The organism is Xenorhabdus sp. PB30.3 (assembly GCF_963895965.1).
Lineage (GTDB): Bacteria > Pseudomonadota > Gammaproteobacteria > Enterobacterales > Enterobacteriaceae > Xenorhabdus > Xenorhabdus stockiae.
The window spans coordinates 23,184-46,326 of the sequence record NZ_CAWQMW010000113.1 but is presented as its reverse complement, the minus strand read 5'-3'; the positions used below and the strand labels follow the sequence as shown (position 1 = coordinate 46,326).

Annotated in this window: 17 protein-coding genes; 16 read left to right on the top strand and 1 reads right to left on the bottom strand. The window is 44.0% G+C overall.

Annotated elements, in window-relative coordinates; all coding sequences use genetic code 11:
• Window positions 1–116 precede the first annotated feature (116 nt).
• The 11 genes from ansB to kdsB all read left to right on the top strand — a co-directional run bounded on the left by ansB (window position 117) and on the right by kdsB (window position 13,745).
• Entirely contained in the window at window positions 117–1,160 is a 1,044-nt protein-coding gene (ansB, locus tag AACX38_RS07550; RefSeq protein WP_099121275.1) for an L-asparaginase 2, read from the top strand.
• Between the two features lie 535 nt (window positions 1,161–1,695).
• On the top strand, window positions 1,696–2,784 hold the full coding sequence (gene serC / locus AACX38_RS07545; RefSeq protein WP_228863875.1) for a 3-phosphoserine/phosphohydroxythreonine transaminase: 1,089 nt from the start codon (window positions 1,696–1,698) through the stop codon (window positions 2,782–2,784).
• Between the two features lie 99 nt (window positions 2,785–2,883).
• Window positions 2,884–4,179: a 3-phosphoshikimate 1-carboxyvinyltransferase gene (gene aroA / locus AACX38_RS07540; protein ID WP_228863874.1), complete on the top strand. Its 1,296-nt coding sequence runs from the start codon at window positions 2,884–2,886 to the stop codon at window positions 4,177–4,179.
• A 179-nt stretch (window positions 4,180–4,358) separates the two neighbouring features.
• Window positions 4,359–5,045: a (d)CMP kinase gene (cmk, locus tag AACX38_RS07535; RefSeq protein ID WP_099110698.1), complete on the top strand. Its 687-nt coding sequence runs from the start codon at window positions 4,359–4,361 to the stop codon at window positions 5,043–5,045.
• 195 nt (window positions 5,046–5,240) lie between these two features.
• Complete coding sequence (gene rpsA, locus AACX38_RS07530; protein ID WP_099110699.1) at window positions 5,241–6,914, top strand: 30S ribosomal protein S1; 1,674 nt, start codon at window positions 5,241–5,243, stop codon at window positions 6,912–6,914.
• 74 nt (window positions 6,915–6,988) lie between these two features.
• Window positions 6,989–7,279, top strand: coding sequence for an integration host factor subunit beta (gene ihfB / locus AACX38_RS07525; protein ID WP_099110700.1), 291 nt, complete (start codon window positions 6,989–6,991; stop codon window positions 7,277–7,279).
• Between the two features lie 203 nt (window positions 7,280–7,482).
• Complete coding sequence (locus AACX38_RS07520; protein ID WP_228863873.1) at window positions 7,483–9,867, top strand: ComEC family protein; 2,385 nt, start codon at window positions 7,483–7,485, stop codon at window positions 9,865–9,867.
• Window positions 9,868–9,902: 35 nt separating this feature from the next.
• Window positions 9,903–11,651 carry a lipid A ABC transporter ATP-binding protein/permease MsbA gene (gene msbA / locus AACX38_RS07515; RefSeq protein WP_228863881.1) on the top strand — a complete coding sequence of 583 codons (1,749 nt, stop codon included), beginning with the start codon at window positions 9,903–9,905 and terminating at the stop codon, window positions 11,649–11,651.
• Entirely contained in the window at window positions 11,648–12,646 is a 999-nt protein-coding gene (gene lpxK / locus AACX38_RS07510; protein WP_228863872.1) for a tetraacyldisaccharide 4'-kinase, read from the top strand. The genes msbA and lpxK overlap by 4 nt, the downstream gene beginning before the upstream one ends.
• Window positions 12,647–12,815: 169 nt before the next feature.
• A complete protein-coding gene (locus AACX38_RS07505) occupies window positions 12,816–12,995 on the top strand; it encodes a Trm112 family protein (protein ID WP_099110703.1) in 180 nt (59 codons plus the stop codon).
• A gap of 3 nt (window positions 12,996–12,998) precedes the next feature.
• Window positions 12,999–13,745 (top strand): 3-deoxy-manno-octulosonate cytidylyltransferase, encoded by a 747-nt coding sequence (gene kdsB, locus AACX38_RS07500; protein ID WP_228863871.1) that lies wholly within the window; start codon window positions 12,999–13,001, stop codon window positions 13,743–13,745.
• A 190-nt stretch (window positions 13,746–13,935) separates the two neighbouring features.
• Here kdsB and elyC read toward each other — a convergent pair whose 3' ends face one another.
• Window positions 13,936–14,742 (bottom strand): envelope biogenesis factor ElyC, encoded by an 807-nt coding sequence (gene elyC, locus AACX38_RS07495; protein WP_228863870.1) that lies wholly within the window; start codon window positions 14,740–14,742, stop codon window positions 13,936–13,938.
• A gap of 188 nt (window positions 14,743–14,930) precedes the next feature.
• Here elyC and cmoM point away from each other — a divergent pair, with 188 nt between their 5' ends.
• From cmoM to aphA, 5 genes are all read left to right on the top strand, one after another.
• Window positions 14,931–15,716: a tRNA uridine 5-oxyacetic acid(34) methyltransferase CmoM gene (gene cmoM / locus AACX38_RS07490; protein WP_228858719.1), complete on the top strand. Its 786-nt coding sequence runs from the start codon at window positions 14,931–14,933 to the stop codon at window positions 15,714–15,716.
• Complete coding sequence (mukF, locus tag AACX38_RS07485; RefSeq protein ID WP_228858718.1) at window positions 15,713–17,035, top strand: chromosome partition protein MukF; 1,323 nt, start codon at window positions 15,713–15,715, stop codon at window positions 17,033–17,035. Before cmoM ends, mukF begins: the two co-directional genes overlap by 4 nt.
• Window positions 17,016–17,738, top strand: a complete 723-nt coding sequence (gene mukE / locus AACX38_RS07480; protein WP_228863869.1) for a chromosome partition protein MukE — start codon at window positions 17,016–17,018, stop codon at window positions 17,736–17,738. Before mukF ends, mukE begins: the two co-directional genes overlap by 20 nt.
• Complete coding sequence (gene mukB, locus AACX38_RS07475) at window positions 17,735–22,192, top strand: chromosome partition protein MukB (RefSeq protein ID WP_228863868.1); 4,458 nt, start codon at window positions 17,735–17,737, stop codon at window positions 22,190–22,192. The genes mukE and mukB overlap by 4 nt, the downstream gene beginning before the upstream one ends.
• Window positions 22,193–22,366: 174 nt before the next feature.
• The gene (aphA, locus tag AACX38_RS07470) at window positions 22,367–23,080 is read left to right on the top strand and encodes an acid phosphatase AphA (RefSeq protein WP_228863867.1); all 714 of its coding nucleotides are present in this window, start codon (window positions 22,367–22,369) and stop codon (window positions 23,078–23,080) included.
• Window positions 23,081–23,143: the final 63 nt, after the last annotated feature.

The following is a 23,143-nucleotide window of genomic DNA, read 5'->3' as shown; positions in this document are numbered from 1 at the left end:
TATCATACGGCGTTTTTTTTGTCTCCTCTATTTAATTCCCAAAAATTATTGTTAATTAGAGTTTATTTATTTCCCCAATACATACTAGAATAGCTTTTTTTACAAGAGGTTGAATGATGAAAAGTATTAAAAAAACAGCAATAGCCAGCTTTTTGGCTTTAGTCAGCGGTTCTGCATTTGCACTGCCAAACATTACTGTTCTGGCAACGGGTGGCACAATCGCTGGTGGTGGTGAGTCTGCAACTAAATCCAGCTACACTGCGGGTCAAGTCGGTGTTGATTCATTGCTGAATGCTGTTCCTGCTATCAAAAATATTGCTAATCTGCAAGGCGAGCAGGTTGTTAGCATCGGTTCTCAGGACATGAACGATCAGGTTTGGCTGACTCTGGCGAAAAAGATCAATGCAGACTGTGATAAAACTGACGGTTTTGTCATCACCCACGGTACTGATACCATGGAAGAAACTGCTTATTTTCTCGATCTGACCACTCAGTGTCATAAACCTATCGTAATGGTTGGCGCAATGCGTCCATCAACAGCTCTGGGTGCTGATGGTCCATTGAACCTCTATAATGCTGTTGTTGTAGCGTCAGATAAAGATTCTGCAAACCGTGGTGTTTTACTTGCTATGAATGATTCTGTAATTCATGGACGTGACATCGGTAAACTGAGCACAACTGAAGTTCAGGCTTTCCAGGCAGTGAACGCAGGCCCACAAGGCTTCATTCATAACGGTAAAGTAAACTACTACTCTGCAGCACCAGTGAAAGCAGATAAAGCTGTTTTTGATGTTAGCAAACTGACTGAACTGCCAAAAGTAGGTATTGTGTATAACTACTCTAATGCTTCCGATTTGCCGGTTAAAGCATTTGTAGAGAATGGTTATAAAGGTATTATCAGTGCTGGTGTTGGTAACGGTAACATCTATAAGTCTATTCTGGACTCTCTGTCACAAGCAGCTAAAGATGGTGTTGTTGTTGTTCGTTCCAGCCGTATTCCTTTCGGTTTCACTACTCAGAATGCTGAAGTCAATGATAGCAAATACGGTTTTGTTGCATCAGAACGCCTGAACCCGCAGAAAGCTCGCGTTCTTCTGCAATTGGCTCTGACTCAGACTGCTGACACAGCAAAAATTCAGGAAATGTTTTCTAAATATTAATTCCTGAATTAAATATACAGAAAGGCGCTTTTAGGCGTCTTTCTGTTTTTTAATGTCCTTCATTAATGTGTTGAATTTTTTATAACGTAGGAATTATAAGGTTATTGTTTTTGTTATTTTAAATATGTTTTCTTCTCATTGTATATAGAGCCAAAAAGAAAGTTTATATTTTAACTTAATAAAACATGTGGTTTATTTTTAATTATCTCAGATTAACAGAGTATGCCTAATTGATATTTTATTATGATTAATTTAAGCCCGTGTTACATATAATTTGATAGTAATGTTCTTATTTAAATAGGCTGGGTTTATATAATCAGAACGATAGTATTTCGGAGTAATAGTTGAATGTATTTTATTTAATTCCTGAGTTTTTGAGTATAAACAATGTGTTCAAGATGTATTGCATGAGCAAGGGAGAGAATCCCCGGTAGCCGTTGGTAACAATCTAGTAATAACCATTGCAGAGGTAGAGCGGGAGTGATAAAACCAATACATCCGATTTTATTGTATCCGTAATGATAGGGTGGAGTTAATGAGTCAGGTATATAATTTCAGTGCTGGTCCAGCCATGTTACCAGCAGAAGTATTACGTCGTGCAGAGCAGGAACTTTGTAACTGGCATGGACTGGGAACATCCGTTATGGAAATCAGTCATCGCAGTAAAGAGTTTATGTCGGTTGCGTCTGAAGCAGAAAAAGATCTCCGGGATTTATTATCGATACCTGAAAATTACAAAGTCCTGTTCTGTCATGGTGGTGCCCGTGGTCAATTTTCAGCTCTACCATTAAATCTGCTTGGTGATAAAACGTCAGCAGACTATATCGTTGGCGGTTATTGGGCAGAAAGCGCAGCTAAAGAAGCTGCAAAATATTGCACACCCAATGTCATTAATATTCTTACTGAAACAGATGGCGTTAAAAGTGTGAAGCCAATGAATGAATGGGATTTGAGTAATGATGCAGCCTATGTGCATTATTGCCCTAATGAAACCATTGGTGGTATTGCTATTTTTGAAGAGCCTGATTTTGGTGATGATAAAATTGTTGTTGCTGATTATTCTTCAACCATTCTTTCCGCACCCATTGATGTAAGCCGCTATGGTGTTATTTATGCAGGTGCCCAGAAAAACATTGGTCCGGCAGGGATTACCGTCGTTATTATTCGTGAAGATTTATTGAATAAGGCCCATAAGCACACGCCATCCATTCTGGATTACACTGTGCAGGTGAACAACGATTCTATGTATAACACACCACCAACATTTGCATGGTATCTTTCCGGTATGGTGTTCAAGTGGCTGAAAGAGCAGGGTGGATTACAAGAAATCAAGAAACGCAATCATGCCAAAGCGAAATCTCTGTATCAGGCGATTGATAACAGTGATTTTTATATCAACGGTGTTGCGCCACAAAACCGCTCTATTATGAATGTCCCTTTCCAGTTAGCTAATCCTGCTCTCGACGGTAAGTTTTTAGAAGAAGCCTATGCGCATGGTTTGCATGCATTGAAAGGGCACAAAGTTGCCGGAGGTGCCAGAGCTTCAATTTATAATGCGATGCCTCATGAAGGGGTACTGGCATTGGTTGAGTTTATGGCTGATTTTGAACGCCGTAATGCATAATGATTTTCTTTATCGGGGGGATGAATCCCCCGATATGAATCTTTTAAATCGATAACTAATTAAAAATACAAGAATTACCAACCGGAGATCCTGCCGTTTATGCAATCCCTGACGTTACAACCCATCTCTCACATTCATGGAACTATTAACTTACCCGGCTCTAAAAGTGTTTCCAATCGTGCGTTGTTACTTGCTGCTCTTGCTCAGGGAACAACATGCCTGACCAATTTATTGGACAGTGATGATATTCGCCATATGCTCAATGCGTTAACAGTGCTGGGTATTTCCTATCGGTTGTCTGAAGATCGTACTACCTGTGAGGTTGATGGTATTGGTGGAGTAATAACCGATAAAAATGGGCTGGAACTGTTTTTGGGAAATGCAGGAACAGCGATACGTCCACTGGCTGCGGCATTGTGTCTCGGAAATAATGACGTAGTGTTAACCGGTGAGCCACGGATGAAAGAGCGTCCGATTGGTCATTTAGTGGATGCTTTATGTCAGGCTGGGGCAAAAATTGACTATCTTGAGCAGGAAAATTACCCACCAGTGCGAATTAGAGGTGGCTTTTCAGGTGGAAAAGTGACTGTTGATGGCAGTGTTTCCAGTCAATTCCTGACCGCATTACTGATGGCCGCTCCTTTAGCATTAAATGATAGCGAAATTGATATCAAAGGAGATTTGGTTTCTAAACCATACATTGATATTACGCTGGCATTAATGAACAGTTTCGGGGTAACTGTAGAAAATGATCACTATCAGGTTTTTCGGATCAAAGGGCAACAGAAGTACCAGTCTCCCGGGCGCTATCTGGTTGAAGGTGATGCTTCTTCCGCATCATATTTTCTTGCTGCCGCAGCAATTAAAGGCGGAACCGTGCGTGTTACAGGTATTGGTAAAAACAGTTTACAGGGTGATACAAAATTTGCCGATGTTCTGGAAAAGATGGGCGCGATCATACGTAAGGAAGATGATTTTGTAGAATGTGAACGTGGCACACTGACTGGTATCGATATGGATATGAATGCCATTCCTGATGCGGCCATGACTATCGCGACAACGGCATTGTTTGCTAAAGGTGAAACAGTCATCCGCAATATCTATAACTGGCGGGTAAAAGAGACTGATCGTCTTAATGCGATGGCAACAGAACTACGTAAAGTGGGAGCTGAAGTAGAAGAAGGGCATGATTACATTCGCATTATTCCACCAGCAAAACTTAACCATGCGGAAATTGAAACCTACAATGATCACCGGGTAGCAATGTGTTTTTCATTAGTGGCTCTTTCAGATACCCCTGTGACGATCCTTGATCCCGGCTGTACAGCCAAGACATTCCCCGATTATTTTAAGCAACTTAAATCTATCAGTGATACTCCTAGTGAAAATTGTTGATTAATGATGATGTATTTATTCCACTCATTCTCCGAGTAGGTATAATAAGCTCATATTTCTGCTGCTCACTTATTGAGCAGTGTTCTGCATTAGGTGAGTGACCTGTTTTCTGTATAGGGAAATGTTCTGTGTAGAAAAGAGCCGACAAGCGCCATGCAAAGCAAAAAGGAGGAGAATGAATGACGATAATAGCCCCGGTAATAACCGTTGATGGTCCGAGTGGTGCTGGCAAAGGAACTCTATGCCAGGCACTGGCTGAGGCATTGAATTGGCAATTACTTGACTCAGGAGCCATTTATCGCGTGCTGGCACTGGCAGCTATTCACCATCAGGTGGATATCAAGTCTGAAGACGCACTGGTTCCTCTGGCTGCAAATCTGGATGTTCGCTTTGTCCCTGCAAACGGCAGGCTCAGGGTTATTCTCGAAGGTGAAGATGTCAGCAATGAAATCCGCACTGAAGCGGTTGGTAATACCGCTTCACAAACAGCAACATTTCCTCGTGTACGTGAAGCATTACTTCGTCGGCAGAGGGCATTTCGTCTTCTCCCGGGGCTGATTGCTGACGGACGTGATATGGGAACGGTTGTTTTTCCTGACGCACCCGTGAAAATTTTTCTTGACGCCAGTGCGGAAGAACGTGCCCGCAGGCGCATGTTACAGTTGCAGGAAAATGGTTTTAGTGTTAACTTTGAAAGCCTTTTGTCCGAAATACAGGAGCGGGATTTCCGCGATCGCAATCGGGCAGTTGCGCCGTTAGTGCCTGCACAGGATGCCTTAATACTGGATTCAACCAGTATGTCTATCGAAGAAGTTATTGATAAGGCACTAAATTATGCGAGAAATACATTAGCATTAACCGTTTAATCTGCGTATTTTCGCGTATAATGCTATTGCAACGGCACATCAAGACGATGTATATAGAATTCTGGTATGTGAGTAGTGAAATATGCTGGCATACTAAAACACCTTGTAACAGGGAATAGTTGCGAGGTATGTAAAACAACCCCATTCGGCCGGATGCTAGATGGACGTTAATTTAAAACCTTGAAGATCATTAAAATGACAGAATCTTTTGCTCAACTCTTTGAAGAATCCCTACAGACTATCGAAACTCGTCCAGGTGCAATCGTACGTGGTGTTGTAGTTGCTATCGATAAAGACGTTGTATTGGTCGACGCAGGTCTGAAATCAGAATCTGCGATTCCTGTAGAGCAATTCAAAAACGCTCAGGGCGAGCTGGAAATCCAGGTTGGCGATGAAATCGACGTAGCTCTGGATGCGGTAGAAGATGGTTTCGGTGAGACTATCCTGTCCCGTGAAAAAGCGAAACGTCATGAAGCATGGCTGATGCTGGAAAAAGCATACGAAGAAGCTGAAACTGTTACTGGTATTATCAACGGTAAAGTAAAAGGCGGCTTCACTGTAGAACTGAACGGTATCCGTGCGTTCCTGCCAGGTTCACTGGTTGACGTTCGTCCAGTTCGCGATACTGCTCACCTTGAAGGCAAAGAGCTTGAGTTCAAAGTCATCAAGCTGGATCAGAAACGCAATAACGTAGTTGTTTCCCGTCGTGCTGTTATCGAATCTGAAAACAGTGCAGAGCGTGATCAGCTGCTGGAAAACCTGCAAGAAGGCATGGAAGTTAAAGGTATCGTTAAGAACCTGACTGACTACGGTGCATTCGTTGATCTGGGCGGCGTTGATGGCCTGCTGCACATTACTGATATGGCTTGGAAACGTGTTAAACACCCAAGCGAAATCGTCAATGTGGGCGATGAAATCACAGTTAAAGTACTGAAGTTCGACCGTGAGCGTACTCGCGTATCTCTGGGTCTGAAACAACTGGGTGAAGATCCATGGGTAGCAATCGCTAAGCGTTACCCAGAAAGTACTCGACTGACTGGTCGCGTAACTAATCTGACTGACTACGGCTGCTTCGTTGAAATCGAAGAAGGCGTTGAAGGTCTGGTACACGTTTCAGAAATGGACTGGACTAACAAAAACATCCACCCATCCAAAGTTGTTAACGTTGGTGATGTTGTGGAAGTTATGGTTCTGGATATCGATGAAGAACGTCGTCGTATCTCCCTGGGTCTGAAACAGTGTAAATCCAACCCTTGGCAGCAATTTGCTGAAACTCACAACAAAAATGATCGTGTTGAAGGTAAAATCAAGTCAATCACTGACTTCGGTATCTTCATCGGTCTGGACGGCGGCATCGACGGTCTGGTTCACCTGTCTGACATCTCCTGGAACGTTGCAGGCGAAGAAGCAGTTCGTGAATACAAAAAAGGCGACGAAATTGCTGCTGTAGTTCTGCAAGTAGATGCAGAGCGTGAGCGTATCTCTCTGGGCATCAAACAACTGGCAGAAGATCCATTCAATAACTACCTGTCTGTAAACAAGAAAGGTGCTATTGTTAACGGTAAAGTAACTGCTGTTGATGCAAAAGGTGCTACAGTTGAATTAGCTGACGGCGTTGAAGGTTACCTGCGTGCATCAGAAGCTTCTCGTGACCGCGTTGAAGATGCAACTCAAGTTCTGAACGTTGGCGATGCAGTTGAAGCTAAATACGTTGGTGTTGATCGCAAAAACCGCGTAATCAACCTGTCTGTTCGTGCGAAAGACGAAGCTGATGAAAAAGACGCTATCGCTTCTGTGAACAAGCAAGAAGACGCAAACTTTGCTAACAACGCAATGGCTGAAGCTTTCAAAGCAGCTAAAGGCGAATAATCTAAGTCAATAACGGCGGGTAATATTTTCGGTTACGATAATATTACCCGAACACGGTAGTTTAGGGAGGTACCATGACCAAGTCTGAATTAATTGAAAGACTTGCTGAGCAACAATCTCATATGCCGGCTAAAGCCGTTGAAGATGCAGTGAAAGAAATGCTTGATCATATGGCAGAAACTCTGGCCTCCGGTGAACGTATTGAAGTTCGCGGGTTCGGCAGCTTTTCTCTTCACTACCGAGCTCCGCGTGTGGGTCGTAATCCAAAAACAGGTGATAAAGTCGAATTGGACGGTAAATACGTTCCTCACTTTAAGCCAGGTAAAGAATTACGCGACCGCGTGAATATCTATGGCGACAGCTAAGATAAAAGTTATTACTTAATTGCTACGGCACCTTAGGGTGCCGTTCTTTTTTATTATTTTTTGTTTTTGCGATAATTCTCTCATCTTCTTCATGTATGTTCTTTCATTTGAAATTAACTTGCGAAGTGTTTCCAAAATAAACTTTATCTGACTGGCAGTATTACCTACCATCGAATAGTCTTTTCCGCATAAATGGAATTTAAATGCAGGGACAGATACGGATGCAGCAGGCTCTTCAGTTTCTTTTTTCTCCACTTTTTTCTATCTGGAGAAAACCATTATCTATTATCAGCCTAAACCAAGCAGCTATAGCCGTTGTATTGGGAATGCTCCCTCTTTTATTACTGCCAGAATTACCTCAACCACGAGAAATATTGCTCTTATCCATAGCCGCAATTGTTTTATGGCTGATTTCTTATAAATTAGGCCGACTTATTTCGCTGATATTATGGGGATTACTTTGGGGATGTTGGAATGGTCACCAAATTCTGGATCAAATAACCTATTTTAGCGATGCGACAAGATCAGTAGTTATTATGGTTGATAGCGTTTCATTAAATGAAACAGATAGAGATGAGAAACCGCGTTATAGGGTTAGGTTAATTGAGAGTGAGGGAAAATATATTTTTCCTGCTTTATATGCCTCAGTTTTGTGGGATCCTTCAATATCGCAAAATTTTCCAACACCACTTTGTGCTGGGCAAAAGTGGTTGGTCACAATGAAACTCAGAGCTGTTCATGCCCAATTAAATCAAGGAAGTTATGACAGCCAGCGTTATGCGCTATCAATCCGCCAGCCGCTTAATGGCAAAATTACTAAAGCGAATTTATTGGATGATAATTGCAGTGTAAGACAGAGGTTAATCTATAAACTGATCCCGGAAATACACTTTCTGAAACATTCTGGTATTGCTCTTGCGCTTACATTTGGCGAAAGAGCATGGCTGGATAAACAAACTCGGTTATTGTTACAACAAACGGGAATTGCGCATTTGATGGCGATTTCAGGGTTACATGTTGCGATAGCTAGTTTATTTGGCTGGGCTTTTGCCAGGGGAATTCAGTTCTTGCTTCCCGCACCGTGGGTTGGATTTCGTTTCCCGCTTCTTTTCGGGTGGCTAACGGCAATGTTATATGGATGGCTTTCCGGCTGGGGGCTTCCGGCTATCCGGGCAATGTTAGGGTTAACAGTCTGGATTTATTTGCGTTGCAGGAATCATTTTTGTTTTTCATGGCAGTGGGTTTTATGGAGTGCTGCGCTGATTTTACTTTTTGACCCACTGGCAATCCTTTCTGACAGCTTTTGGCTTTCATTTTTTGCAGTTGTAGCACTGTTATTCTGGTTTCATTGGATGCCTTTGCCTGAAAGGGTCCGTTATGGATGGCGCTGGGTCTGGTTGCGTGGATTACATATGCAATCGGGAATGATGCTTATGTTAATGCCGTTGCAACTTTTGCTATTTCAGGGGATCAATATTGCATCATTAATTGCGAATTTATGGGCTGTCCCGATAATCTCTTTTCTGACAGTTCCACTGATCATGTTGATATTATTGAGCGTTTTATTACCTTTTAGCCAGTTTCTTCAGCCATTTTTCTGGCAATTGGTTGATTACACTATTTCCGTTGCTTTAATGCCTTTGCCTGCGTTTGTTCATTCATGGACTGAAACAGGCCATATCCCTTTCTTCATCACTTTTGCCGGCTGGATGTCCGTTGTTATTTGGCGTTTTGGCTGGTGGAAATCATATATAGGGTTGTTATGTGCTTTTGCCGGAATAACGATCTGTTATTTTAAGCGTGATGATGAATACCTATGGCGCTTTTCCATGTTGGATGTTGGTCATGGTTTGGCTATTGTTATTGATAAAGGAGGAAAGGCGATTTTATTCGATACAGGAAACCGCTGGGAGACGGGAAGTATGGCGGAAAAAGTTATCCAGCCTTACCTGCGTTGGCATCAACTAACTCCTGAACAAATTATCCTGAGCCATGATCATCTGGATCATACGGGAGGAGTGGAATATTTAATCGAAAAAAATCCGGATATTCATATTCGCAGCTCTTCCAGTAAATCAGAGCATTTACCCTGTGTTCGTGGTGAGCAATGGATATGGCAGGGATTAACTTTCCGGGTTCTCTGGCCTCCGGAAAAGGCAGAAAATGTGGGTAATAATCAATCTTGTGTTATCCGCATTGATGATGGCAAGTATAGTTTATTATTAACAGGTGATTTGGAGAAACAGGCGGAATATCAGTTGATCGGGCTTGAAAAGGAAAATCTTAATTCGACTGTCTTACAGGTTCCCCATCATGGGAGTAATACTTCCTCCACAGCGGCATTTATACGCAAAGTCAGGCCTGAATATGCTTTAACTTCAGTAGCTCGCTACAGTCCCTGGAAACTTCCTTCAATAAAAGTAAAGGACCGCTATAAAAATGTCGGAATTCAATGGAATAGCACAGCAGTTTCAGGCCAGATTACCGGTTATGTTTATCATGATCACATTAAATTAGAAAGATACCGACAACAGTTAATGTCACGGTGGTATCATCAGTGGTTTGGTATTCGCGGTGATCATGAGTAGAATAAGCCGCTATTTCTTTTGGTTTTGGTAACTCGATAATGAATGATAAAGACCTTTCTACCTGGCAGACCTTTCGCCGACTATGGCCGATCATCACACCATTTAAGGCCGGGTTGTTAGTTGCGGCGGTTGCGCTAGTTATAAATGCTGCCGGTGATACATTGATGCTTTCTTTGTTAAAGCCTTTACTTGATGAAGGGTTTGGCAAGGCAGACATGAGTGTATTGAAATGGATGCCACTGGTGGTTATCGGGCTGATGCTTATGCGTGGCATATCTGGGTTTGTATCAAGTTATTGTATCTCCTGGGTTTCCGGTAAAGTTGTGATGCAGATGCGCCGTCGTTTGTTCAACCATATGATGGGCATGCCAGTCGCCTTTTTTGACCAGCAATCTACGGGAACGCTACTTTCCCGTATTACCTATGATTCAGAGCAGGTTGCATCTTCCTCCTCCGGCGCACTGGTGACAGTTGTCAGGGAAGGGGCATCAATTATCGGCCTTTTTGCACTGATGTTTTATTACAGTTGGGAATTATCTTTGATCCTGATTGTTATTGCTCCGATTGTTGCAGGAGTTATCCGTCTGGTTTCTGTACGTTTCCGTCGTATCAGTAAAAATATGCAAAACAGTATGGGAATGGTGACAACCAGCGCAGAACAAATGCTGAAAGGCCACAAAGAGGTTTTAATCTTTGGTGGTCAGAAAGTTGAAACAAAACGCTTTAATAAAGTCAGTAATCATATGCGTCAGCAGGGGATGAAAATGGTTTCCGCTGATTCTATTTCGGATCCTATTATCCAGATTATTGCGTCATTTGCTCTGGCATTTATCCTGTATGCTGCCAGTTTTCCTGAAATTATGGGTGCACTGACTGCGGGTAAAATTACAGTTGTATTCTCTTCCATGATTGCGTTAATGCGTCCGCTGAAATCACTGACTAATGTCAATGCACAATTCCAGCGTGGTATGGCTGCCTGCCAGACTTTATTTACCATTCTGGATATGGAGCAGGAAAAAGATGACGGAAAACGGGAAATTAAAAAAGCGAAAGGTGATCTTGAATTCCGTGATGTAACTTTCTGTTATCCAACCAAAGAGAGCCCTGCGCTGAAAAATATCTCCATGACAGTCCCGGCAGGTAAAACTATTGCTCTGGTCGGGCGTTCTGGTTCAGGTAAATCAACGATTGCCAATCTTCTGACACGTTTTTATGACGTCAGTGAAGGGGGTATTTCGCTGGATGGTCATGATCTACGTGAGTATACATTGTCTTCTTTACGTAATCAGATAGCGCTGGTATCGCAAAACGTACATTTGTTTAATGATACCGTGGCTAACAATATTGCTTATGCCAGCGAAGGTCAGTTCAGTCGTGAAGAAATTGAACGTGCGGCAGAAATGGCTTACGCAATGGACTTTATCAAGAAACTGGATAACGGCCTTGATACTATGATTGGTGAGAATGGCGTCCTGCTTTCTGGTGGGCAACGTCAGCGTATTGCCATTGCCCGTGCTTTACTGCGTGACTCTCCTATCTTGATTCTGGATGAGGCTACTTCGGCTCTGGATACTGAATCTGAACGCGCGATTCAGGCTGCACTGGATGAATTGCAGAAAAACAGAACTTCTCTGGTAATTGCACACCGTCTTTCTACTATTGAAAGTGCTGATGAAATTATTGTTATTGAAGATGGCAATATTATTGAGAGAGGCAACCATGCCGCTCTGTTAGAGAAAAATGGCGCATATGCTCAGCTTCATCGAATGCAGTTTGGCCTATGATTGAGCGCATTTGGTCGGGCCGTTCATGGCTCTATATCCTGTTATTACCACTATCAGCCCTTTATGGGCTGGTAAGTGGCTTGCGTAAGCTGGGCTATAAGTCAGGATTATTCCGTTCGTGGAAAGCCTCCGTTCCTGTTGTCGTCGTCGGTAATTTAACTGCCGGAGGCAATGGAAAAACACCGGTAGTTATCTGGTTGGTCGAACATTTACAGCAGAAAGGTTATCGGGTAGGCGTCGTTTCTCGTGGTTATGGCGGGAAGTCTGAACATTACCCTTTGTTGGTAACTGATGAGGTGACTACTGGCCAGGCAGGTGATGAGCCGGTTTTAATTCATCGCCGCACAGGTGCCCCAGTTGCAGTTGCGCCAAAACGCATTGATGCAGTCAAAAAACTATTGAAGCATTCTTCCCTTGATATTGTTATCACAGATGATGGTCTCCAGCATTATGCTTTACAGCGTGATTATGAAATCGTTGTGATTGATGGTGCTCGCCGTTTCGGTAATGGTTATTGGTTACCGGCAGGGCCGATGCGGGAGCTTTCAGGGCGATTAAATACCGTAAATACCATTATCGTTAACGGTGGAACAGCAGAAACTGGTGAATTACCGATGACGTTAAAAGGCGAAATTGCTGTTAATCTCCTGACCGGAGAAAAGCGAAAAGTCAGCGGTATTCCGGATGTAATGGCAATGGCGGGGATTGGTCATCCACCTCGTTTTTTTGCTGCATTGCAGCAATTAGGTGTGGATTTACAGGCGACACATGCGTTTGCTGATCATCAGGCTTATGAAAAGGTACAGCTATTAGCTTTAACCAATACTGGGCAGAATTTACTGATGACAGAAAAAGATGCTGTCAAATGTGCCCGGTTTGCGCAGGATAATTGGTGGTATTTACCTGTATCAGCTCACTTGCCTGAAGTACAGGGGGAAAAATTGCTGGATGAAATTTGTGCCTTAATGCCTCAGCCGATCAAGGGCAAAACATAACGGCAGTTATTCTCGGATTTGAGCCTATTATTCCATGAAGCTCAGAATATTGCCGGTAACGCCGTAACGTCAGGCAAATATTAAATAAAACAACAGAGTTAACGGTGATACATCGCTTGTGGTATTCTGAGCCACATTAAACTTCAAAAACCCGTCATTTGGGGGATGTATGGATCACCGTTTACTCGAAATCATCGCTTGTCCGGTATGTCATGGCAAACTCAGTTACGATAAAGAAAACTTTGAGCTGATTTGCAAAATTGACCGTCTCGCTTTTCCTTTCCGTGATGGCATTCCTGTACTGCTGGAGCATGAAGCACGTGCTTTACCAACAGAGGAAAAGAAATAATTTATGTTTACAGTCATTATCCCCGCACGTTTTGCTTCATCCCGCCTGCCCGGAAAGCCGTTAGCTGATATTCATGGTAAGCCGATGATTGTGCGGGTTATGGAGCGTGCTATCCGTTCCGGTGCCGGTCGCGTGATTGTAGCCACAGATAATCAGGCTGTTTTTGATGCAGTCACTGCTGCGGGTGGTGAAGCCTGTATGACCAGTGAAAATCATCATTCAGGCACAGAGCGTCTGGCAGAGGTTATTGATAAATACCAATTCTCTGATGATGAAATTATTGTCAATGTTCAGGGTGATGAGCCACTTATTCCTGAGCAAATCATCAAGCAGGTTGCTGATAATCTGGCTGGGAGTGATGCAGGTATGGCAACACTCGCCGTTCAGATCCAGAATGCTGAAGAAGCATTTAATCCGAATGCCGTAAAAGTGGTCATGGATGCACAGGGTTATGCTCTCTATTTTTCTCGTGCAACTATTCCGTGGGAGCGGGATCGTTTTATGCAGTCTAAAGAGACTATCGGAGATAATTTCCTGCGCCATATTGGGATTTATGCATACAGAGCCGGGTTTATACGCCGCTATGTGCAGTGGGAACCCAGCCCACTGGAAAATATCGAAATGCTCGAACAACTACGAGTACTTTGGTATGGGGAAAAAATTCATGTAGCGAAGGCATTACAGGCTCCGGGCGCTGGAGTCGACACCCCGGAAGATCTGGAAGCAGTCAGAAAAACTTTTGCAGCCTGATATATACTTTTTTAACTTCAAGTTGCAATCAGCAATACTATGAAAAGCCTTATATCTCCCCCGCTTCGCGGGGAGATATAACACGCATCTTGAAGTTTGATTGGTATAAACAATAACAAAACAGATTCATAGCAATTAGGCGATTAAGTTCACCTAATTTTTTCCGGCTACTCAGTAACAACCCGTATCATTAATTCCCACTTTCACTCTTTTCACCTTTATCTGTACCGGAAGGTTTAATTGCCTGCCAGATACTACCCAGAGTTTCATACCATGCCCGCTCCGTGTGAGAAAAATAATGGGGTGACGGAATATATTTTTCCCAGTTATACAGTGGCGTTGTTACTGCCAGCTGATTTGCCGGGCCGGGAATAGGGTGCATACCACGTTGTTCAAAGAATTTCAGTGAACGGGCCATATGGTTTGCGGATGTAACCAGAATAAAAGGTTGCTGACCAATAACCTTTTCGACTTCGGCTGCTTCTTCCTCTGTATCCAGCGGATTTTTTAATGCTATCGTGTCAGCTACAGGAACCCCCAGTGATTGTGCTACCATAGCCGCGATTTCAGCACTGCTGATTGAATTAACCCCCTTACCACCAGTAAAAATCATTTTAGCGCCGGGGTTAAGGCGATATAAGCGGATACCTTCGGTTACTCTGGGCAGGCTATTGCTGATAAGGTTGGCACTGGGTGCCCATTCCGGGTTATAAGTGAAGCCGCCGCCAAGAACAACAATGTATTTTACCGCAGGCGCGTGTATCGCATCTGGCTCGTAACGTTGAGTATATTTTCCTTCGACAGGGAGTAGTAAGTTATCTGCAACAGGCTGTAAACTCAATAAAAGCAGGGTAAGCCAGCTTAGTGAAAGAATTATTTTCCCTGTTTTTTGCCATCGGGTAAACCATAGCAGGAATAAAGCGACGAAAGCGATTAAAATGATTAAAGGGAGCGGCATTAATAGCGCACCAACGTATTTTTTTAGCAGAAATAGCATCAACTGGCCTTAATCTGATTGAATTATCACCGCACAGGGGTAAATTCAAGGGTAAAAGTAGTGAATTTACCGATTACTGTGCCAGAATAACGGTAGTAAAAATAGCACTAGACACTATCTCTACTCGATAGACTCTATAAATACTCAATAGATACATAAAGCTTAGTTTATTAATGAGGCGTTTTTTCATGCGGGATCGCAATTTCGATGATATTGCAGACAAATTTTCGCGTAATATTTACGGCACCACCAAAGGTAAAATCAGACAGGCCGTTGTCTGGCAGGATATCGAAGAATTGCTGAATCATTTGCCTCAACGATCTTTGCGTATTTTGGATGCAGGGGGCGGTGAAGGGAATATGGCCTGTCAGCTCGCTGAATTAGGTCATCAGGTTATATTATGTGACCTTTCCGAAGAAATGATCCAACGGGCAAAAAGCAACGCTGAAGAGCGGGGAGTTCTTCAGCAGATGCAGTTTATTCAGAGCCCGGTACAGGATATTCACCAACATATTACTCAGCCTGTTGATCTAATCCTGTTCCATGCGGTATTGGAATGGATCACCGATCAAAAAGATGTGATAGAAATATTGGGTGATATTATTACGCCCGGTGGTGCACTCTCATTAATGTTTTATAATGCTAATGGGCTGGTTATGCGTAATGCCATTCTGGGTAATTTTCATTTAGCAACGCCAAATATTCAGCGTCGCCGGAAACGTTCCCTATCGCCACAGAATCCATTAATACCTGAACAGGTATATCAATGGCTCACTGAACTTAATATGGAAATAGTGGGTAAAACTGGAGTCAGGGTCTTTCACGACTACCTGCAAAGCCGCCAATTGCAAAATACAGATTTTCCGGCGCTGCTTGAGCTTGAACAGCGTTATTGTAGACAAGAGCCTTATATTAGCCTTGGGCGCTATATTCATGTGACGGCACGTAAGCCTACCTTAAAGAGCGAATTATGAGTGAATATTCCCAGACTGTTCCTGAACTTGTGTCCTGGGCCAGAAAGAATGATTTTTCCATTTCGTTGCCACCGGAGCGGTTGGCTTTTTTAATGGCAATTGCCGTACTGAACAATGAACGTCTTGATGGTGAAATGAGTGAAGGAGAGTTGATTGATGCTTTCCGGGAGGTCTGTAAAGGTTTTGAGCAGACTTCAGAAGCCGTAGCGGTCAGGGCAAATAATGCAATTAACGATATGGTAAGGCAAAAGCTACTTAACCGTTTTACCAGTGAACTGGCGGATGGTAGCGCTATCTATCGTTTAACCCCATTAGGTATTGGCATTAGCGACTACTATATTCGTCAGCGTGAATTTTCCACGTTGCGTCTTTCTATGCAGCTTTCTATTGTTGCCAATGAACTACACCGTGCGGCCGAAGCGGCTGAAGAAGGTGGTGATGAATTTCACTGGCATCGCAATGTATTTGCTCCTCTTAAATATTCGGTGGCTGAAATTTTTGACAGTATTGATCTGTCACAGCGCATCATGGATGAGCAGCAAAACAGTGTAAAAGCAGATATTGCAGCCTTGCTCAATCAGGACTGGCAGGCTGCTATAGCGAATTGTGAGCAATTATTGTCCGAAACCTCCGGAACTCTGCGGGAGCTCCAGGATACTCTGGAGGCAGCGGGCGACAAATTACAGGCCAATCTGCTGCGGATCCAGGATGCCAACATGATGAGTGGCGGTTCTGAGCTAGTGGATAAGCTGGTTTTTGATTTACAAAATAAACTCGACCGTATTATTAGCTGGGGACAGCAATCCATCGATCTCTGGATCGGTTACGACCGACATGTTCACAAGTTCATCCGAACAGCGATTGATATGGATAAGAACCGCATTTTTGCTCAGCGTCTCCGCCAGTCTATCCAGAATTACTTCGATAACCCGTGGGTGCTGAATGTTGCCAGTGCAGAGCGTCTGCTGGATATGCGTGATGAAGAACTGACATTACGCAATGAAGAAGTCATGGGTGAATTACCACCAGAGATGGAATACGAAGAATTTAATGAAATTCACGAGCAACTGGCGGAAATGGTAGAACAGGCACTGGCGATTTACCAACAGGCCAAACTCCCTCTGGATTTGGGCGCTGTATTGCGTGATTACCTTGCCAAATATCCACACAAACGTCATTTTGATGTTGCACGTATTCTGGTGGATCAGGCAGTACGACTGGGCGTTGCAGAAGCAGATTTCTCTGGGTTGCCAGCGGAATGGTTAGCGATTAATGATTACGGAGCCAAGGTGCAGGCACATGTCATCGACACATATTGAACAATTTATGCCAGTTAAACTGGCTCAGGCATTATCCAACACACTTTTTCCAGAATTAGACAGCCAGCTTCGCTCAGGGCGTCATATTGGAATGGATGATCTTGATAATCATGCTTTTCTGATGGATTTTCAGGAAGAACTGGAAACATTTTACTCACGTTATAACGTCGAACTGATCCGTGCACCAGAAGGTTTTTTCTACCTACGGCCGCGTTCAAATACGCTGATTTCCCGCTCTGTTTTATCTGAGCTGGACATGATGGTGGGTAAAATTCTGTGTTACCTCTATCTCAGCCCGGAGCGCTTATCTAATCAGGGGATATTCACTTTTCAGGAACTGCATGAAGAGCTGTTGTCACTGGCTGATGAAAACAGGCTGATGAAATTGGTGAATCAGCGTTCAACCGGTTCAGATTTGGATAAACAAAAACTACAGGAAAAAGTACGCACTTCCCTGAACCGCCTGCGTCGTTTGGGGATGGCCTATTTCCTACAAAATGACAGTAATAAATTTATGATTACCGAAGCAGTATTTCGTTTCGGTGCAGATGTACGTAGCGGTGATGATCCACGTGAAGCTCAGTTACGGATGATCCGTGATGGAGAAGCATTGCCAGTGGAGAGCAGTTTATCGCAGGAAGGTAATGAACACGAAGAAGCACCAACAGATTCAGCAGCAGGTGCGGAGGATGAACAGTCATGATTGAACGCGGTAAATTTCGCTCACTGACACTCGTTAACTGGAACGGTTTTTTTGCCAGAACATTTGATCTTGATGAACTGGTAACGACTTTATCCGGGGGTAATGGCGCGGGTAAATCCACCACGATGGCGGCATTTGTCACCGCATTAATTCCGGATTTAACACTACTGCATTTCCGTAATACGACGGAAGCAGGTGCAACCAGTGGCTCCCGTGATAAAGGCCTGCACGGTAAACTGCGGGCTGGTGTCTGCTATTCTACGCTGGACGTGGTCAATTCCCGCCACCAGAGAATTATTGCTGGTGTACGCTTACAACAAATCGCAGGGCGAGACCGAAAAGTTGATATCAAGCCCTTCATGATTCAGGGTGTCCCTGCTTCAATACAGCCAACACAACTATTGACTGAAAATATCAACGAGCGTCAGGCGCGGGTTCTGCCACTGAATGAACTGAAAGAGCGCGCCGAAGAAATGGATGGTGTTCAGTTCAAACAATTTAATTCCATCACTGATTACCATGCTCTGATGTTTGATTTGGGGGTGATCCCGAAACGCTTACGTTCTGCCAGTGATCGCAGCAAGTTTTATCGCCTGATAGAAGCATCGTTATATGGCGGTATTTCCAGCGCGATTACACGTTCATTGCGTGACTACCTATTACCAGAAAATAGCGGCGTCAGAAAAGCATTCCAGGATATGGAAGCCGCTCTGCGTGAAAACCGCATCACACTGGAAGCTATCCGCGTTACTCAATCTGACCGTGACCTGTTTAAGCATCTCATTACCGAAGCGACAGCTTATGTTTCTGCTGATTATATGCGCCATGCCAATGAACGTCGCCTTCATCTGGATGAGGCGCTGGCTTTACGCAGTGAATTGTTTGGCAGTCGGCGGCAATTGGTGACGGAACAATACCGCCATGTAGAAATGGCGCGGGAACTGACAGAACAAAGTGGCGCATCCTCTGATTTGGAAATGGATTATCAGGCAGCCAGCGATCATTTGAATCTGGTTCAGACAGCCATGCGTCAGCAGGAAAAAATTGACCGTTATCAGGCTGATATCGAAGAGCTGACTTATCGACTGGAAGAACAGACTGAAGTCGTTGAAGAAGCGAAAGAGATGCAGGCGGAATATGAAGTTACGTCTGAAGCCGCAGAGCAGGAAGTTGATGAATTAAAAAGTCAGCTTGCTGATTATCAGCAGGCACTGGATGTTCAGCAGACCCGTGCTATTCAGTATCAACAGGCACTGCAAGCGCTGGAGCGAGCTCGTGAGCTTTGCCAGCTTCCTGAATTATCGGCAGAGAATGCTGATGAATGGCAGGAGACTTATCAGGCCAAAGAACAACAGGCAACCGAAATCCTGTTAGCACTGGAACAAAAACTCAGTGTGGCTGATGCTGCTCATAGTCAGTTTGAGCAGGCTTATCAACTGGTGAAAAATATTGTTGGTGAAGTCAGCCGTAGTGAAGCATGGCACAGTGCCCGTGAAGTATTGCGTGAATGGTCATCTCAACGCCATCTGTCAGACCGTGTTCAACCGCTACGTATTCAGTTGGCTGAGCTGGAACAGCGTCTTAACAGTCAGCAAAATGCAGAACGCATGCTGGAAGAATTCTGTAAGCGCCATCAGCAGCAATATCAGCCAGAAGATCTGGAAATGTTGCAGGGTGAGTTAGAAGCTCAGCTGGAAGAATTAAGCCTGACTGCTAATGAAAGCGGTGAATCTCGCATGCAGGTGCGTCAGGAACTCGAACAGCTCAAACAGAAAATACAGGCGCTGACTAGCCGTGCGCCAGTCTGGCTGGCAGCACAGGAAACACTGGACCAGCTTTGCGAGCAGAGCGGTGAAAATTTCGAAAACAGCAATGATGTTACGGAATATATGCAGCAATTGCTGGAGCAGGAACGTGAAATCACTGTTGAACGTGATAATGTCTCGACACAGAAACGTGAACTGGAAAAACAGATTGAACAGCTGAGCCAACCCAGTGGAGCGGAAGACAGCCGCTTGCTGGCTCTGGCGGAGCGTTTCGGTGGTGTTTTGTTGTCAGAAATTTATGACGACATCACCATTGATGATGCACCTTATTTCTCTGCGCTCTATGGCTCAGCACGTCATGCGATTGTTGTCCCGGATCTTTCATTGGTACGCCCACATCTGGAAGCATTGGAGGATTGCCCGGAAGATCTCTACCTGATTGAAGGAGATCCACAATCGTTTGATGACAGTGTGTTTGATTTTGAAGAGCAGGAAAATGCTGTTCTGGTTAAATCCTCTGATCGTCAGTGGCGTTATTCTCGCTATCCTGAAGTCCCTTTATTCGGACGGGCGGCAAGGGAAAATCGTCTGGAAGCGCTCAGTCTGGAGCGTGATACACTGGCAGAGCGCTATGCAACACTCTCATTTGATGTGCAGAAAATCCAGCGTGCACATCAGGCCTTCAGCCGTTTTGTCGGTAAACACTTGTCGGTGGCATTTGATAGCGATCCGGAACTGGAAATCCGTACTCTGAATCATCGGAGAACAGAACTGGAGCGAGAACTGTCACAATTTGAATCCCACACACAACAGAATCAACAAAAACTGGCTCAGGTAAAAGAGAGCCTATCTGTACTCAATCGGTTGATCCCACAAATTACGATTTTGCTGGATGAAACTCTGATTGATCGGGTGGAAGCTGTACGTGAAGAAATGAGTGAAGCACAGGATGCGGCTCGTTTCCTGCAACAACACGGTAATACCCTGCATAAACTTGAACCGATGGTATCAGTTTTACAAAGTGATCCTCGCCAGCATGAGCAATTGCAGCGGGATTATGAAATGGCGAAACACAGTCAAATCAAAGCCAAACAACAGGCGTTTGCCCTGACTGAAGTTGTACAGCGCCGCGTGCATTTCAGTTACAGCGATTCAGCCGGAATGCTCAGTGAAAATAGTGACCTGAACGATAAATTGCGTCAGCGCCTTGAACACGCGGAATCTGACCGCAGTCGCGCCCGTGAACAACTTCGCCAGCAGCAATCACAAAGTGCTCAGTTTAGTCAGGTACTGGCTTCCCTGAAGAGTTCTTATGACACCAAGCAGGATATGTTGAAAGAACTTGAACAGGAGATGAAAGATATCGGTGTACAGGCTGACGCTAATGCGGAAAATCGTGCCCGTGAACGCCGTGATCAGCTTCATGCCGCAGTACAGGCCAACCGTTCCCGAGTCAATCAGCTTGAGAAGCAGATCGCATTCTGCGAGGCGGAAATGGAAAATCTCCAGAAGAAACTGCGCAAATCAGAACGTGATTATTATCAGAAACGTGAGCAGGTCGTATCCTCTAAAGCAGGTTGGTGTGCTGTGATGCGGATGGTGAAAGATAATGGCGTTGAACGCCGTCTTCATCGCCGTGAACTGGCTTACATGGATGCTGATGCACTACGTTCAATGTCGGATAAGGCGCTGGGTGCTCTGCGTCTTGCCGTAGCAGATAATGAACATTTACGTGATGCGTTGCGTCTGTCTGAAGATCCAAAACGTCCTGAGCGTAAGATTCAGTTCTTTGTGGCTGTTTATCAGCATCTGCGTGAGCGGATCCGGCAGGATATTATCCGTACTGATGATCCGGTTGATGCGATTGAGCAGATGGAAATCGAGCTGGCACGTTTGACTGAAGAGTTAACGGCACGTGAGCAAAAACTGGCGATCAGTTCTAAGAGTGTGGCTAATATCATCCGTAAGACTATTCAGCGTGAGCAGAACCGTATCAGAATGCTGAATCAGGGATTACAAATGGTCTCCTTCGGTCAGGTCGGTGGTGTGCGCCTGAATGTGAATATACGTGAAAGCCATGCTGTTTTACTGGATGTGCTGTCTGAACAACAGGAACAACATCAGGATCTGTTTAATAGCCAGCGCCTGACCTTCTCAGAAGCAATGGCCAAACTTTATCAGCGCTTAAATCCACAAATTGATATGGGGCAGCGTTTACCTCAGACAATTGGTGAAGAATTACTGGATTATCGTAATTACCTTGAATTAGACGTTGAGGTGAATCGTGGCTCAGATGGCTGGCTAAAAGCGGAAAGTGGAGCGCTTTCTACCGGTGAGGCCATTGGTACAGGGATGTCGATTCTGGTTATGGTTGTGCAGAGCTGGGAAGAGGAATCCCGTCGTCTGCGTGGCAAAGATATTTCCCCATGTCGTTTGCTATTCCTTGATGAAGCTGCACGTCTGGATGCAAAATCCATCGCCACACTGTTTGAATTATGTGAACGCTTACAGATGCAGCTGATTATTGCCGCACCGGAAAATATCAGTCCGGAAAAAGGAACTACGTATAAATTAGTACGTAAGATTTTTAATAATCAGGAACATGTGCATGTTGTTGGTTTACGTGGCTTTGGGCAGGAAACGCCGGCTATTGAACAGCGGAAGGAACAGGCTCAGGCGATATTCTGAAAATAATTTCTTTCTGAGTGAGTAAGTTAAAGCCGTCATTGATTATATGACGGCTTTTTAATTTACGAAGATAATAATCACGTTTTGAAATATGTGCATTAAATCTCATTTTCTTGAAATAAGAGTGCTTATCATTCCCTCCCATTGTGATCAGGATGAGAAGAAGGAAAAACTATGCGTAAAGTAGTGTTAGCATTGAGTGCAATTGCCCTTGCTGTTGGCCTAAGCGGTACTGCTCAGGCAAAAGTACAAGTGCCGGAACAAGTCAGCTCAGGGGTCACTACAGTAGAGCTTTCCCAGCGTCAGGCGGTACACTGGGTTTCAGTGGAGCAGATTGAAAAAAGTTTGCAAAGTAAACCCCCTATGTCTGTGGGATTCGATATAGATGATACCGTACTGTTTTCCAGCCCCGGCTTTTATCGAGGTCAACTGGAATATTCGCCGAATGACAATAGCTACCTGAAAAACCCGGAATTCTGGGAGAAAATGAACAACGAATGGGATAAATTCAGTATGCCGAAACAGGTTGGCATCGATTTGGTTCATATGCACCTGAAACGCGGTGATGATATTTATTTTATTACTGGCCGTACCAGAACTAAAACAGAAACAGTCACTAAATATTTACAGGAAGACCTTCATATCCCTGCCGATAAAATGAATGCTGTTATTTTTGCAGGAGATGATCCCGACAAAAATAATAAAATCAGTTGGATGAGAGATCATAACCTGAAAATTTATTATGGCGATGCTGATACTGATATTGCCGCAGCCCGTGAATTAAATATTCGTGGTATTCGTATATTGAGAGCATCAAATTCCTCCTATCAGCCTTTGCCTAAAGCAGGAAAATTTGGAGAAGAAGTCGTTATTAACTCAGAATATTAATTTAAACATTTATCATGTTTATTTATTATTAAAGGCACTTTAAGTGCCTTTTCTTTTTTATAA

Bases quoted from the DNA above. Each gene is read 5' to 3' on its own strand.
- ansB (WP_099121275.1), top strand. From the start codon at position 117: ATGAAAAGTATTAAAAAAACAGCAATAGCCAGCTTTTTGGCTTTAGTC.
- serC (WP_228863875.1), top strand. From the start codon at position 1,696: ATGAGTCAGGTATATAATTTCAGTGCTGGTCCAGCCATGTTACCAGCA.
- aroA (WP_228863874.1), top strand. From the start codon at position 2,884: ATGCAATCCCTGACGTTACAACCCATCTCTCACATTCATGGAACTATT.
- cmk (WP_099110698.1), top strand. From the start codon at position 4,359: ATGACGATAATAGCCCCGGTAATAACCGTTGATGGTCCGAGTGGTGCT.
- rpsA (WP_099110699.1), top strand. From the start codon at position 5,241: ATGACAGAATCTTTTGCTCAACTCTTTGAAGAATCCCTACAGACTATC.
- ihfB (WP_099110700.1), top strand. From the start codon at position 6,989: ATGACCAAGTCTGAATTAATTGAAAGACTTGCTGAGCAACAATCTCAT.
- AACX38_RS07520 (WP_228863873.1), top strand. From the start codon at position 7,483: ATGCAGGGACAGATACGGATGCAGCAGGCTCTTCAGTTTCTTTTTTCT.
- lpxK (WP_228863872.1), top strand. From the start codon at position 11,648: ATGATTGAGCGCATTTGGTCGGGCCGTTCATGGCTCTATATCCTGTTA.
- AACX38_RS07505 (WP_099110703.1), top strand. From the start codon at position 12,816: ATGGATCACCGTTTACTCGAAATCATCGCTTGTCCGGTATGTCATGGC.
- kdsB (WP_228863871.1), top strand. From the start codon at position 12,999: ATGTTTACAGTCATTATCCCCGCACGTTTTGCTTCATCCCGCCTGCCC.
- elyC (WP_228863870.1), bottom strand. From the start codon at position 14,742: ATGCTATTTCTGCTAAAAAAATACGTTGGTGCGCTATTAATGCCGCTC.
- cmoM (WP_228858719.1), top strand. From the start codon at position 14,931: ATGCGGGATCGCAATTTCGATGATATTGCAGACAAATTTTCGCGTAAT.
- mukF (WP_228858718.1), top strand. From the start codon at position 15,713: ATGAGTGAATATTCCCAGACTGTTCCTGAACTTGTGTCCTGGGCCAGA.
- mukE (WP_228863869.1), top strand. From the start codon at position 17,016: ATGTCATCGACACATATTGAACAATTTATGCCAGTTAAACTGGCTCAG.
- mukB (WP_228863868.1), top strand. From the start codon at position 17,735: ATGATTGAACGCGGTAAATTTCGCTCACTGACACTCGTTAACTGGAAC.
- aphA (WP_228863867.1), top strand. From the start codon at position 22,367: ATGCGTAAAGTAGTGTTAGCATTGAGTGCAATTGCCCTTGCTGTTGGC.